This window comes from Oxalobacteraceae bacterium OTU3CINTB1, assembly GCA_024123955.1.
GTDB lineage: Bacteria > Pseudomonadota > Gammaproteobacteria > Burkholderiales > Burkholderiaceae_D > Rugamonas.
This window is the reverse complement of sequence record CP099652.1, coordinates 4,371,515-4,386,200: the sequence shown is the minus strand read 5'-3', so window position 1 is coordinate 4,386,200 and position 14,686 is coordinate 4,371,515. Positions and strand designations below refer to the sequence as shown.

General features: G+C 64.5%; 9 protein-coding genes and 1 pseudogene. 5 read left to right on the top strand and 5 right to left on the bottom strand.

What is annotated here, in order from left to right; all coding sequences use genetic code 11:
• The first annotated feature begins 34 nt into the window (after positions 1-34).
• The 3 genes from NHH73_18905 to NHH73_18895 all read left to right on the top strand — a co-directional run bounded on the left by NHH73_18905 (position 35) and on the right by NHH73_18895 (position 5,623).
• Positions 35-2,896, top strand: coding sequence for a TonB-dependent receptor (locus NHH73_18905; GenBank protein USX24678.1), 2,862 nt, complete (start codon positions 35-37; stop codon positions 2,894-2,896).
• A gap of 106 nt (positions 2,897-3,002) precedes the next feature.
• The gene (locus NHH73_18900) at positions 3,003-5,297 is read left to right on the top strand and encodes an FdhF/YdeP family oxidoreductase (GenBank protein USX24677.1); all 2,295 of its coding nucleotides are present in this window, start codon (positions 3,003-3,005) and stop codon (positions 5,295-5,297) included.
• 71 nt (positions 5,298-5,368) lie between these two features.
• Positions 5,369-5,623, top strand: a complete 255-nt coding sequence (locus NHH73_18895; GenBank protein USX24676.1) for a hypothetical protein — start codon at positions 5,369-5,371, stop codon at positions 5,621-5,623.
• Between the two features lie 33 nt (positions 5,624-5,656).
• On the opposite strand, the gene NHH73_18890 is transcribed toward NHH73_18895, so the two are convergent.
• The gene (locus NHH73_18890) at positions 5,657-5,893 is read right to left on the bottom strand and encodes a hypothetical protein (GenBank protein USX24675.1); all 237 of its coding nucleotides are present in this window, start codon (positions 5,891-5,893) and stop codon (positions 5,657-5,659) included.
• Between the two features lie 199 nt (positions 5,894-6,092).
• Between NHH73_18890 and NHH73_18885 the strand changes: the two genes are divergently transcribed.
• Complete coding sequence (locus NHH73_18885) at positions 6,093-6,407, top strand: hypothetical protein (protein ID USX24674.1); 315 nt, start codon at positions 6,093-6,095, stop codon at positions 6,405-6,407.
• Between the two features lie 93 nt (positions 6,408-6,500).
• Entirely contained in the window at positions 6,501-8,501 is a 2,001-nt protein-coding gene (locus tag NHH73_18880; protein USX24673.1) for a TonB-dependent receptor, read from the top strand.
• 24 nt (positions 8,502-8,525) lie between these two features.
• Here the strand turns inward: NHH73_18880 and NHH73_18875 are convergent, their stop codons facing one another.
• The 4 genes and pseudogenes from NHH73_18875 to NHH73_18860 all read right to left on the bottom strand — a co-directional run bounded on the left by NHH73_18875 (position 8,526) and on the right by NHH73_18860 (position 14,686).
• A complete protein-coding gene (locus tag NHH73_18875; protein USX24672.1) occupies positions 8,526-8,927 on the bottom strand; it encodes a hypothetical protein in 402 nt (133 codons plus the stop codon).
• 409 nt (positions 8,928-9,336) lie between these two features.
• Entirely contained in the window at positions 9,337-11,163 is a 1,827-nt protein-coding gene (locus tag NHH73_18870; GenBank protein ID USX29658.1) for a carboxylesterase family protein, read from the bottom strand.
• Positions 11,161-13,518: pseudogene (locus tag NHH73_18865) on the bottom strand (MMPL family transporter). The gene NHH73_18870 and the pseudogene NHH73_18865 overlap by 3 nt, the downstream one beginning before the upstream one ends.
• Positions 13,519-13,597: 79 nt before the next feature.
• Positions 13,598-14,686 (bottom strand): YCF48-related protein, encoded by a 1,089-nt coding sequence (locus tag NHH73_18860; protein USX24671.1) that lies wholly within the window; start codon positions 14,684-14,686, stop codon positions 13,598-13,600.

Sequence of the window (14,686 nt, the reverse complement as noted above, 5' to 3'; positions counted from 1 at the left end):
CAGCGCGGCTGATAATCATAAAAGGAGATGCGAAATGACTTACCCAATCAATCGTTATAACCGTTACATCGCTCGTTCGGCGGCACTGGCGATCTGCCTGGCGCCGGCGCTGGTGTTCGCGCAGCAAAACAGCACGGCCGCAGCCACTCCCACCGCCGCCGTCAGCGGGCAGCAGAACGCGGACGCCAATGGCGCCGACCCGTCGGCGGTCGTCATCGTCACCGGCGTGACCAAATCGACCACCAAGAAAAACGCGACGTTCTCGATCAACACGCTGACGGCGGAGGAGATCCAGCGCCTGGCGCCGATGAGCACCGCCGACATGCTGGCGAACTTCCCCGGCATCTACTCGGAAGGCGGCAGCGCCGGCGAAGCCAGTAACAACATCACAGTGCGCGGCCTGCCGGTCACCGGCGGCTACCGCTTCGCGCCGCAACTGATCGACGGTTTGCCGGCGTTTGAAGAGCCAGAGGCGCCGTTCATGAACAACGACATCTTCATACGCGACGACTTGATGACCGAAAGCGTGGAACTGGTCAAGGGCGGCCCTGGCGGCATCCTGTATTCGAATGGCCTGGGCGCGACCGTCAACCACGTCACCCGCACCGGCGGCGACAGACTCGCGGGCGGCTACAAGATCGAGTACGCCGACTATGGCTTCATCCGCCAGGACGCCTTTGTCTCCGGCCCGCTGAGCCCCAACCTGACCGGCGCCGTCGGCGGTTTCTATCGCCGCAGCGACGGCGTGCGCGACACCGGCTACACCGCCGACCGTGGCGGCCAGGTACGCGGCAATCTGGTTTACACCAGCGACGACCGCAAGACCACCTTGCGCGGCGACGCGCTGGTGATCAACGACCGCACCGCGTTCTATCAGAACCTGCCGATTTCGGTGCCTCGCTTTGCCAACCCCGGCACGCCGGCCAATCCGACCAAGATCAACCAGGACACCATCGAGCCGCTGGGCATCGACTTCGCGCACGGTACCACGGCCTCCCAGTACAACCGCAGGTTCAACATGATCGGCGAGTACGGCACGCGCACAATCGACCAGGCCGACGGCATCCATCCGGATTTCAAGATCTTTACGCTGAGCGGTTCGCACGAGTTGAAGGATGGCTGGAAGCTGTCGGCCGGACTGCGGCACACCACCGGCAGCAATGGCTTCAATGCTGTTTTCACGGGTAACGATACGGCGACGTCGACCAACTTCCTCAACGCCCGTTATCAGAACGACGTGATCTCGCCGGCCCACGGCGCGGCGCTGGGCTGCAATTTGAATAATGCCAAGCTGATTGGATTCTTCAACGTGCCGAGCAGCCAGGCTTGCGGCGCCTTCGCCAATATCAGTCGCGAGGATTTCATCAGGCGCTACGCCAAGGCCACCGGCGTGGCCGGGCGCTATCTGAACGACGGTACCGCGGTGCCGGCATCGGCGAACCTGAATTTCATGATCCCATTCGTCGCCGACGTCGACGCCTCCAGCACCTCGCTCGACCTGAAAACACAGAAGTCCTTCGAACTCAAAGGCGCGCATGACCTGACCGTCGGCGTGTACAAAAGCCGTTACAGCTACAAGCCCAACTTCCAGCAGGCGCTATTGGTCAGCGACGTCTCTAATCAATCCCGTCCGGTCGATCTGATCGCGGTGGACGCGCAGGGCAACCAAGTCGGCCCGAGCCTGACGCAGGGCGGGGCGATCCTGCCGGGATGGGGCGGTTTTGTCAGCGACATCCGGGGTGACGGCAACGCCGCCTATCTGCTCGACCACTGGGAAACCATGGGCAACAAGCTGAAGATCGATGCCGGCGTGCGCTGGCAAAACCTGAAGGCGGACGGCGCGCGGCGCGACCGCAACGTCATCACCGATCTGACGCCGGCCAATGTGGTTGTCGGTTCGACCCAGGATACGACGGCGGACAATGAAGTGAGCATGCCGGGCGCGCCGCAGACCTTGAACAAGACGTATCACGGCTTCGGCTGGTCATTGGGCGGTAACTACAGCTTCAGCAAAGCCTTTGCCGTGTATGGGCTGGCGTCCGACTCCTTCCGCCTGCCCAGTCTCGAGGACATCAACAACCTGACCACGGCGACGGCCACCGTCGTCAATGGCAGGACGGTGGAGGTCAGCGCGGTGGAACATATCCGCCAGTACGAAATGGGCTTCAGATACCTGACGCGTGGATTCGGCGCGTCGGTGGCGGCGTTCTACAACAAGTTCTCGCCGCGCAGCGCGGTCAACATCTACAAGGACATCCAGTCGTCGCAGTGCACCAGCGCCGGCGGCGTCACGCAGATCAACTCCTGCCCGGACGTGGCGCAGCTTTATCAGCGTGGTATCCAGAACGTCGGCGCGGAAGTCGAATTGTCCTGGCGCCCGGCTGCCATCCAGGGGCTGGAGTTGAAGGGCAATATGGTGATGCAAAATCCGAAGGTCAAAGGCGCCAACTACACGACCACGCAAGAGGACAAGGACGCGCAGGGTGTCATCACCGGCTACCATTACGTGCAGGTCAGCGAGGACGGACGCCGGCCGCGCCGCCTGCCCAAGGTGATGTTCAACTTCATGCCGTCGTTCGACCTCAAGCCGCTGACCGACATTCCGGTCAGCGTGTACGCGCAGTACCAGCACTACGGATCGCGCTTCTCCGAGGCGTCCGACAGCAACGTGACCTTGTTCCCGTCGTATCACATCATCAACGCGGGCGCGCAGTACCAGATCACCGAGCGTTTGAGCGCGCACCTGCATGTGGCCAACCTGACCAACCAACTGTCGTTCACGGAAGGCGATCCGCTCTTCAGCGACCTGTTGTCGCCGGACGGCTCGCGCAACCGTGGCGTGGCCAGGCCGTTGTTTGGTCGGACTTTGCGGTTCAGCCTTACCTACATGTTCTAAGTTGACCCGGAACGCCGGCCTCGATGTCGCAGCTTCGTGCGCTGACATACAGAGGCCGGCCGCCCCGGCACCTAGAATGGACCGATACTTTTATCAAGGATCGTCCATGAAATCCACCACGCCCGAACCCTATCCCCATCCCGCTGGCGGGTGGGGGTCGGTGAAGAAGGTCGCCACGGCGTTGCTCACCGAGCATGTGCCGTTCGAGGGCAGCAAGCTGCTGATCCACCTGAATAAGACCGACGGCGTGGCCTGCGTCAGCTGCGCCTGGGCCAAGCCGGCCAATCCCCATCCCTTCGAGTTTTGCGAAAGCGGCGCCAAGGCCACCGCGTGGGAAGTGACGGGCAAGCGCTGTGACGCCGGCTTCTTCGAGGAGCACACGGTCGGCGAGCTGCTGGGCTGGAGCGACCATCAGCTGGAGGCGGTGGGGCGGCTGACGACACCTTTGCGTTGGGACGCCGCCAGCGACCGGTATGTGCCGGTCGACTGGGACAGCGCGTTCGCCGAGATCGGGCGCGAACTGAAGGCGCTGGAGCCGAAAAGCACGGTGTTCTATTGTTCCGGCCGCGCCTCGCTGGAGGCGTCGTATATGTACCAGCTTCTGGCGCGTCTCTACGGCTGCAATAATCTGCCCGACAGCTCCAATATGTGCCACGAGAGCACCTCGGTGGCGCTGCCCAAGACCATCGGCGTGCCGATCGGCACCGTGTCGCTGGAGGATTTCGAGCAGACCGACTGCATCCTGTTCTTCGGGCAGAACGTCGGCACCAACAGCCCGAGGATGCTGCACCAATTGCAGGAGGCGCGCCGCCGGGGCGTTCCCGTCATCACGTTCAATCCGCTGCGCGAGACAGGACTGCTGCACTTCGCCAATCCGCAGTCGCCGGCCGAAATGCTGACCGGCGCCGAGACCACCATCAGCACGCGCTATTTGCAGGTGCGGGCCGGCGGCGACAGCGCGGCCATGCTGGGCTTGTGCAAGGCGCTGATCGCGGCCGACGATGCGGCGCTTGCGGTGGGCACGCCGCGTGTGCTCGATACCGAATTTATCGCCGAGCATACGGCCGGGCTGGAGTCGCTGGTCGAACGCGCGCGTGAGGAAAGCTGGAGCGAGATCGAGCGCCACTCGGGCCTGGCCCGTCGCGACCTGGAGGAGGTGGCGGCCGTGTATGCCAGCGCGAGCAAGGTGATCGGCGTGTTCGGCATGGGCCTGACGCAGCACCGGCTGGGCGTGCAGAATGTGGAAATGCTGTCGAATTTACTGCTTTTGCGCGGCAATATCGGCAAGCCGGGTGCCGGCATTTGTCCGGTGCGCGGCCATTCCAATGTTCAGGGGCAACGTACGGTGGGCATCACGGAGAAGCCTGACCTGGCGCCGCTTGATCAATTGGCGAAGCAATACGGCTTTGAGCCGCCGCGCGGCAAGGGCCTGAATACGGTCGAGGCCTGCGAGGGCGTGCTCGATGGCTCGGTGCGGGCGTTTATCGGGCTGGGAGGCAACTTCGTGCGGGCCGTGCCAGATACCGCGCGCGTGGAGGCGGCCTGGTCGCGGCTGCGGCTGACCGTGCAGGTGGCAACCAAGCTGAATCGCAGCCATCTGGTGCATGGGGCCGTGTCGTACATTTTGCCCTGCCTTGGCCGGCTGGAGGTGGACCGGCAAGCCGGCGGCGAGCAGGCGGTGTCGGTGGAGGACAGCACCGGTTGCATGCACGGCTCGAAGGGCAGGGCGGACCCGGCCGGTGATCTGTTGCGCTCGGAACCGGCGATCATCGCCGGGCTGGCGAAGGCGGCCTTGCCGGCGAATCCGGCGGTCGATTGGGATGGCTGGGTGGCCGACTACGCCACCATCCGCGACGCCATCGCCGTGACGTATCCGGAGATTTTCCACGACTTCAATGCGCGCATGTGGACGCCGGGCGGGTTCCGCCGGCCGGTGCCGGCCGCCGAGCGCAAGTGGAAGACGCCGAACGGGCGCGCCAACTTCATCGCGCCGACGGTGCTGGACGCCGATCCCGACCAGCTGCTGCCGCGGGGCGACGTGCTGCGGTTGTTCACGGTGCGCAGCGACAGCCAGTTCAATACGACGATCTATAACGAGAACGACAGTTTTCGCGGTATCCAGGGCGGCAGGCGGGTACTGCTGATCAACGAGGCGGATATCGCGCGGCTGGGGTTGACGGAGGGCGATCTGGTCGATGCCAGCGCGGTGACCGGCGACGGTATCGCCCGCAGCGTGTCAGGGCTGCGGCTGGTGGCGTATAACGTTCCGGCGGGATGCGTGGCCGGATATTTTCCCGAATGCAACCCTTTGATGGCGCTGGAGCATCATGCGCTGGAGAGCATGGTGCCGGCGGCCAAGTCGATCGCCATACGACTCAGCCTTGCGCAGGTGGCGGGGTGAACTGGCGAACATACGGATGACGTTGACAAGAGTAAACTGAATTCTGTTAAATATTTTAGTGGAATTGAAAAATGCCCTTATCAGACCGCCGAAAACCCACCGCCACCGCAGCCATCATGGACGAGGCGCTGGAGCTCCTTCCGCAGGAAGGTTTGCAGCCCGCAGCAGAGTACGCCATGAGCCATGGCGTGCCGCGGCATATCGTTTATAAGGTGCTGAGTGCGGCGCCGGAGAACCAGCGCAGCAATTTGTCGCGCAGGAAGCAGGATGATGTGGTTGTTGCGGCCGGTATCGTGGCGGGCTTGAAGCAGGCGGAGGCCGCGTAGTTCGTTGCTACCTTGGTTGCGGCCTCTCCAGGATCAGTGTGATGCCGGGGTGTTCGCTTCCGGCATCGGGATGGGAGCGGGGGCTGGCGCGGCCGGCGGCGGCATTTGGTTGCCCGGTACCGGTGGGGTGATGTTGCCGGCGTCCGGCGTGGCGCCGATCTTCGTTTCGGGCGTCACCGGATCGGCGTCCTGCTTCTTGCAGCCGCTGACGGCGGCTGCGGTGAGGATCATTGCCAAGGCGAATTTGGCCGGCGCGGGGAGCTTTTTCATGGGTTTTTCCTTATAGATGAGTACGACTCATCTTATCTACTGATGAGCTCGGAAGCTGTCGGCGTGCAAGCGGCTTGCATGTAGGACTGACACCCCTTGCTTTGAGCCAAGCCCCTTTTTTTGTGCGTTGCGGTTAGAATAATGCCTTCGTTACCTCACCGGCCAACTCCGACCGATGCATCGCCGTTCGATCATTCATGTGTTTCTCGCGTTTCTGCTGCTCTTCACGCAGCAGATCGGGGCGGCGCACGTCTATTCGCACTGGATCGACGTAACGCAGTCGGACACCGCGTTCACCAGCGAAGAGCAGGCCGAAACCCGCAAACGCATCGCGGTGCACAAGGTGTGCGCCGAATGCGTCACCGTCGCCCATGTGTCGGCCGCGCTGACATCGGCGCCGGTGACGGTCGCCGTCGTCGCCATCGGCAGCGGCGTGATCGCCACGCCGGCCACCCTTACCGCCTGCGAACGCACCGTTTGCGTCTTCCAGTCGCGCGCTCCCCCTCTGGCCTGACACCCGAAATCCGTCCTGAATTTTGCGTCACCGTGGTCCGGCTTCGGCTATCCACGGTGCGACCTGTCATGTTTTTTAGCTAGAGGTTTACCCATGAATATCCCACGCACGCTGCTGGCCAGCGCGATCCTGTCCGCCTTGTCCACCCTGGCGCACGCGCAATCCACCGCCACCAAATCCACCGACGCCGCCGTCCCGCGCGTGATCGTCACCGCCACGCCCTTCGGCGATTCCGACAGCGACCAGATCCTGACCCCGGCCAAAGTGCTGTCGGGCGACGAATTGCGCGACAAGGTAGGCAGCTCGCTCGGCGAGACGCTGTCGCAGGAACTGGGCGTGTCGGCATCGGCCTTCGGCGCCGGCGCCTCGCGTCCGATCATTCGCGGCCTGGAAGGCGCGCGCGTCAAGATGCTGGAGAACGGCATGGCCGTCTCCGACGTGTCAGGCCTGTCGAACGACCACGCGGTGGCCGGCGAGGGTGCGGTGGCGCAGCAGATCGAGATCCTGCGCGGCCCGGCTGCGCTGCTGTATGGATCGGGCGCCATCGGCGGCTTGGTAAACGTCGTCAACGAACGCATTCCGACCGTGCTGGAACCGAAGCTCACCGGTCAACTGGAGGCGCGCGGCAGCACGGTCGACGACGGCCGCAATGCATCCGGCACGTTGGACGGCTCGGTGGGCAAGATGGCGTGGCACGTGGACGGCAACGCGCGCAACACCGGCGACTATAAAATCCCCGGCAACCGCGTGCTGAACGATCCCGATTCCGCGTCCGGCCGCTTGCCGCATTCCGACACCCGCCAGCGCAACGCCGGTGTCGGCTCGTCGTATGTCGACAGCTGGGGCTTCGTCGGCGCGTCGGTGTCGCACCTGACCAACCTGTATGGCATCCCAAGCGACGAGGGGTCGAAGATCGATCAGAAGCAGACCCGCTACGACTTCGACAGCCTGGTGAAGGCACCGCTGCCGGGATTCGAATCGTTCAAGTTCAAGGCCGGCTACACCGACTACGAACACGCGGAGCTCAACGACGAGAACCAGCCGGAGGTGATCTTCAAAAACCGTTCGCTGGAAACGCGCGCCGAATTGGCGCACAAACCGGTCGCCGGCTGGCATGGAACCTTCGGCGTGCAGACCGAAAACACGCACTTCTCGGCGCTGAGCGCCGAAGGCGGCGCCGATACCGTGCCGGTCACGCATTCGACGTCGACCGCCGCCTTCCTCGTCGAGGAGACCGAAGTGGGCGTGGTGCGCGTGAACGCCGGCGCCCGCGTGGAGCGCGTCAAGCGCAAGCCGGTCACCGGCGTCGATCGCTCGTTCGATCTGAAGTCGGCGTCGGTCGGCGGCATGTGGCCGTTCGTGCCGGGCTATGGCCTGGGCGCGACATTGTCGTACGCGCAGCGCGCACCGGCGACCGAAGAACTGTACTCGGCCGGTCCGCACGACGCCACCGTCACCTTCGATATCGGTAACGCCGATTTCAAGAAGGAGACCTCGCGCAACATCGAGCTGTCGCTGCAGAAGACCACTGGCCTGGTGCGCTGGAAGGCCAACGTGTACCGCAACAAGGTGAGCGATTTCATTTACGGCCAGATCACCGGCCAGCTGGTGGACGAAGAGGGCAATCCGGGCGACGAACTGCGCCAGCGCATCTTCCTGCAGGAAGATGCCACCATCCAGGGCGCCGAGGCGGAACTGGAATACAACCCGCACGGCGCCGGCTGGTCTGGCCGCGTGTTTGCCGATACCACGCGTGGCAAGCTGGATCGGGGCGGCAGCCTGCCGCTGCAACCGGCCAACCGGATCGGCGCGAGCACCGGCTACAAGATGGGACAATGGCGCGCGGGCCTGTCGCTGGTGCACGCGCAGTCGCAGGACCGCCTGGCGAGCTTCGAGAGCACCGATACGCCTGGTTACAACCAAGTCAACGCCAATGTGTCGTACACGCAGAAAGTCGGCGCGTACGATTTGACGTGGTTCCTGCTGGCGAAAAATCTGACCAATGACGAGATCCGCGTCTCGACGTCGGTGTTGAAGGATATCTCGCCGCTGCCGGGCCGTAACGTCGTGTTCGGCGTGCGCGCAAAGTTCTAAGCGCTTGCCTGGGCGGCGTCGGCGTCAATCCCTGATGCCGATGCCGTGGTTGATCGATTCGACGATCATGTTTTCTGCCGCGTGCGTGATGTTCTCGTGGCGGAAAAAGTTGTAGACGAAGACGCCGCTCGGCGTACCCTTCAAATCGCCGTCGCAATAGACGCGCGCGTTCCAGTCGGCGCCGTGACCGACGCTGTACGTCCCCAGATACGAAAACGTCCGTCCATCGGTGGCGCGAATGTACGAGCCCTTGATCGGCCATTGATCGAGCCAGTAGGTGGCCAGTTGGGCCGCGTAGCGGTTGGCGTCCGGGGGCGAACCGAATTCCTCCGACGGGAATGTCTGCTCGTGGACCATTTCGCAGGCCGACGTGGTGCCGCGATAAATGCGGAAACGCGGCCTGTACTTCCCATCCTCGGACTTCACCGGCGTACAGACTATGTAGTGACCATCGCGTGCGAATGAACTTGACTCAGCCATGTGGAACCTCGCTTCAAAGAAACACTGGTATGCCTGCTTGTCGCGCTGCACAAAACCCCGTTGCGTTGCTCCATGCCGCCTCGACAGGCCCCATTTTCCGGGCCTGGGCCGGTATTTGTGCTGAAAGAGTAGCATAAGGAACCGTCCTTATTCAATCGGGACATGACATAACTACAAAAATAATATTGCACCGCAGCATTGGGCGTAATCTGCTGGGATCGATCTCACATGCGTACAACGGATCCACGTAGGGCGGATTAGCGAAGCGTAATCCGCCATGCATGCGCCGTCGGCGGCTCAAAAATGGCGGATTACGGCGTTCCGCCTAATCCGCCCTACGCGTTTTATGGTGATGCTAAGGCCAGTAGGTCGGCTTCAACGTTTCCGCCTGTCCCGTATAACCGTGCTTGCGGGCGAAGGCCGTCAACACCGGCTGCGCCTCCCGCCCGCCGAAAATCGACCACAGGAACATGCGGCCATAGAGTTCGCTGCGCTCGCGCGGATCGTTTTGCATCGACGGATCCTGGGCCAGCGAGGTTTTCAGCGCGGCCACGCTGCGGTCATGCGCCACCATGCGCGTGCCGCCATCCTTGCTGGTGTCGAACACCATCAGGCGCGGTTGCGCCGCGTCGGCGCTCCAGCGGCGCCACTCCGGCAGAGCGGCGCCGCCAGGCTCCCCATGGCGGGCGAAATGGGTCCAGTAGCCGGCCATCGCATCGGATACCTCTTTGCGTCCGGGCAGGTTGGCCGCCGTGAAGGAGCGGAACGGATCGAACTCGCCATCCAGATCGCGGAACACGAACGCCACTTCCAGCACGTGCGCCGCGCCCAGCAAGATATGCGGCTGGACCAGCGGGATCGCCGGCTGCTCGTCCCAGTCGAAGCGGTAGACCCAGACATCCTGATGGCCGGAGGCGATCATCGCACTGGCCGGGGCGAGCGCGCCGCTGGCCTGCCACAGGTCGGACATGTAGGCCGCGTGGCGCTGGTAGCGGGCGCGGTTGCGCATCACCGGCAGCTTCCCGAACAACATGCGCACATAGTCCGGATTATTGGACATGAAGGTTTTGTACTCGTCGCGGTTGGTGCCGACGATGAAGGGCACCGCGTGATAGCGGCTGCGGTCCGAGAACACCTCCGACAGCGGCCCGGCCGGCAGCGCGTAGCCGTCCTGTATTACCGTGGGCGAGTCGTAGAAGTTGAGTGCACCCGGTTTGATCGGCGCCAGCATGGCTTGTGGCGGCAGGCCCCGGACATACGCTTCGATGTCGGCCGCCGTCATCGAAGCGATCAGCGTCTTGGCGGCGGCGCGGTCGGCGGCCCGGCCGTCCCTTTGCAGCCATTCGCACAGCAGCTCGCGCGAGCTGACGGCGTGGCCCGGCTGCGCGTCGTCGGTGTAGTTGCGGGCGTGCGCAATCGTGTGGCTGGCCGTGATCGGCGACTGCGCGATCGCCTTGTGGAACAGGCCTGCCGCCAGCGGACTGGCAAGCAGCGTGTAGACATTCAAGCCGCCGGCCGACTCGCCGAAGATGGTGACGTTTTGCGGATCGCCGCCGAACGATGCGATGTTTCGCCGCACCCATTCCAGCGCCGCGATCAGATCCAGCGTGCCGAAATTGCCGGAGCGGTCGGCCGGCGTGTCATCCTCGCGCGCCAGTTCCTCGAGGCTGAACCAGCCGAAGATGCCGAGGCGGTAGTTGGCCGATACCACGATCAACTGGTCTTGCCCCGCCAGGTTGCGCAGCGTGGTGTAGGTGGCGGCGGTACCGGAGGAGTTGGCGCCGCCGTGGATCCAGAACATCACCGGCAAGGCTGCGGTTGCGTGTCGCGGCGCGAAGATGTTAAGCGACAGGCAATCCTCGGAACCGGCCGGCAGGCCCCACTGCTCCGGCGGCAGCTCCAGCGAGACGCCGCCCGGCTGCATCGCCGCCGGTCCGCAGACGGTCGCCTGGCGCACGCCGTCCCACGGCAGCGCTGGCCGGGGCGCTTTCCAGCGCAAAGGTCCGACCGGTGGCTGCGCGTACGGCAGGCCAAGCCAGGCGTGCGTGTCGTGCAGGTCTTCGCGGCCGATCACGTCGCCCGTCTCGGTGTGGCGCAGCGAGTCAGACGCCGGGGCGGGCGGCTGCGTTGGATCGGCTTTGGCGCCGGGTGGCGACGGTTGGCTGGCCGCCGTCCCCGGCATCAGGAAGTGCGCCAGCGCGGGCACCAGCACCAGCGCACCGACCATATTCCACAAGAACATGAAGGCCAGCAGGATGCCCATATCGGCCTGGAATTTGATCGACGAGAACAGCCAGGTCGCCACCGCCACCGCCAAAGTGACGCCGGTCAGGATGACCACGCGGCCGGTGAACTGCAGCGCGTGCAGATAGGCCGCCGACAGGCTGTCGCCGGCGCGCATGCGGCTCAACATGACGCTGAGCACATACAGCGCGTAGTCGACGCCGATGCCGACGCCCAGTGCGATCACCGGCAAGGTAGCGACCTTCACGCCCATCCCCAGCACCACCATCAGCACTTCGCACAGGATGGAAGTGAGCACCAGCGGCAGCACCGCCACCAGCACCGCGCGCCAGGAGCGGAAGGTGGCGTAGCACAGCAGGATCACCGCGCCATAAACCCAGAACAGCATGTCGCGCATGGCCTTCTTGACGACGATGTTGGTGGCGGCCTCGATGCCGGCGCTGCCCGCCGCCAGCTGGAACTGCACGTCCGCCGTATTGTTGGCGGCGGCGAAGGCTTCGACAGCATCGACCACGCGGGTCAGCGTTTCCGCCTTGTGATCCTTCAGGTAGACGTACAGCGACAGCAGCGAGCAGCTTTGGTTGAACAACTCGCGCGGCGCGCGGGTCTGCACCGCCCCCAGCGCGCCGGCATTCGGAATCAGGTCATACCATTTGAAATTGCCTTCGTTGTAGCCGGTGGTGGCCAGTTTGCTCAGCGCCGCCATCGAGTTGGTCGAGTCGACGCCTGGCAACTGCTCCAGTTTCCAGGCCAGTTCGTCCACCTTGGACAAGGTGCCGTATTGCGTGCACTGGTCGGGTGGCGTCTTGATCATGACGACGAAGATGTCCGAGCTGGCGGCGTAGTTCGAGACCAGGTAGCCGTTGTCTCGGTTGTAGCGCGAGTCCGCGCGCAGCTCCGGCGCGCCGGGATCGAGATCGCCGACCTTCAGATTGAGGCTGTAGGCGAATCCCAGGCCGCCCAGCACCACGCTGGCGGCCACGGTGACGGTCGCCCAGCGCCGCTGCGTGAAGCGGTCGAGGAAGGTCCACAGCCATGGTTGTTCCTTGCTGCCGCTGTCGGCCTGCAGGCTGCGTTGGGCCGCCTGGGCGCTGACGCCGGTGTACGACAGCAGTACCGGCAGCAGCACCAGGTTAGTGAAGATCAGCACCGCCACGCCGATGCTGGCGATGACGGCGAGATCCTGGATCACTTTGATCTGAATACTGACCAGCACGAGGAAACCGACGGCGTCGCACAGCAGCGCGGTCAGCCCGGCGGCGAACAGGCGGCGGAAGGTGTAGCGGGCCGCGACCACGCGGTGGGTGCCGCGTCCGACGTCCTGCATGATGCCGTTCATTTTCTGCGCGCCGTGGCTCATGCCGATGGCGAACACCAGGAACGGCACCAGGATGGAGTAGGGATCGAGCTCGTAGTGCAAGGTGGCGAGCAGGCCGCACTGCCATAGCACCGCCACCAGCGAGCAGACCACCACCAGCGTGGTGCTGCGCCAGCACCGCGTGTACCAGAACAGTACCCCGCCGCAGATGGCGATCGCCAGCACGAAGAACAGCAGCACTTGCTGCAGGCCTTCGATCAGGTCGCCGACGATCTTGGCGAAGCCGGTGATGTGGATATGGACGCCTTCCTTCTCATACCTGGCGCGGATCTTTTCCAGGCTTTCGGACAACACACGGTAGTCCAGCGCTTCGCCGGTCTGCGGCACCTTGTCCATCAGCGGCACGAAGACGATGCTCGATTTGAAGTTGGACGCCACCAGTTGGCCGATTTCGCCGGAACGGGCGATGTTGGCGCGCAGCTGCTCAAGGCTGGCGGCGGAGCCGTCGTAGCCGTCCGGGATGACGGTGCCGCCGTCGAGGCCATCCTCGGTCACGGCGGCCCAGCGCGTGCTCGGGGTCCACATCGATTTCATGAAGGGCCGGTCGACGCCGGGCAGCAGGAACAATTCGTCGTTGAGGCGCTGCAGGGTGTCGAGGTAGGCGCGGTCGTAGATTGTGCCGTTCTTCGCCTCCACGGCGATGCGCACCGAGTTGCCCAGGCCATTCAGATCGCTCTTGTTGGCCAAGTAGTTCACCACGTAGGGGTGGGCGCTGGGAATCATCTTCTCGAAGCTGGCATTGAGCTTGATGCGCGTGGCCTGGAAGCCCAGCACGATCGTCGCCAGCAGGCAGAGGAAAATCACCAGGGGCCGGTAGTTGAATAGCGCGCGTTCACCCAGGTTGCCGGAGGCGGTGTCGAAGTCCTCGAGTCGCCGTATGACCGGCTGTTGTTCCAAGTCGTTATCTGTGTTCATGATGCTCCAACCATGTTCGTATAAGTAAGGGCGTTATCCCGGATACGTTGCCCGGTCATTGTTTCGCCAGCGGTTGCGGTTATGGGATCCTGCGCACCCCGCGTAACCCGGCTACCACCAAGGCGCCGTCGCCCGCCTGCGTGACGGCGGCCAGCGGCAGCGCGGTACCGCCTTGCGCGGCGAAGGTGCGGCCTTCATCACGGCTCACCAGCACGTCGCCGCCCTGGCTGACCAGCACCACGGCGCCGTCGCTCATCACCGTGCCGGCGGCAAGCGACGCCTGGACCCCGGTCGCGACCTGGCTCCACGTCGCGCCCTGGTCGGTGGAGCGGAAGGCGTTGCCTCGCAGGCCGTACGCCAGCAGCACGCCGCCGCGCGCGGAGAGCAGTCCGAAATAGCTGCCCTTGTACGGCGTCGGCAGGGCTTTGAAACTGTCACCCTTGTCGGTGGAGCGAAGCAGCAGGCCCTGTTCCCCGGCCAGGTAGATGGCGTTGGCGGTGCCGCGCATGCCGTACAGGTGCAGGCCCTTGGGATTGGCGACGCGGCTTTGCCACGGCTGCCAGGTCGCGCCGCCGTCGACGGTGCGGAACATCATGTTGTAGGCGCCGAGCACATAGCCGCTGGTCGGACTATCGAAGTACAGATCGAGGAAAGGCTTGTCCGGGCCGTCGTCGACCAGGCGCTGGGCGTCCGCCACCGCCTTGTCGCGCTCCGGCCCGAAGGAGGCGGCGGCGTCGCTCAACACCAGCGCGGCGGCCTGGATGCCGTCGAGCTGCTTTTGCCACGTGGCGCCGCCGTCCCTGGTGCGCAGCACCACGCCCTGATGGCCGACCGCCCACCCGTTCTTGTTGTCGACGAACTGCAGCGCGGTGAGGCTGACGCTGACCGGCACCGCCGCCTGGCGCCAGGACTTGCCGGCGTCGTCGGAGTACAGGATGATGCCCCGTTCGCCGGCCGCCACCAGCCGCGTGCCGGCTGCGCCGACCGCCAGCATCGCCGTCTGCAGCGCCTTGGGTGTGGCCAGCGCTGGCTGCGCAAGGGCCGCCGGCGCCGCCACCTTGGCGGCGTTGCTGGCGTGGGTGGCGCCGGCGCTTAACGCCAATACCGTGGCCGCTGCCAGCGGCGCAACGTGGAGGCGCGTGAAGAGTGGATTCGATCTGACCATCAT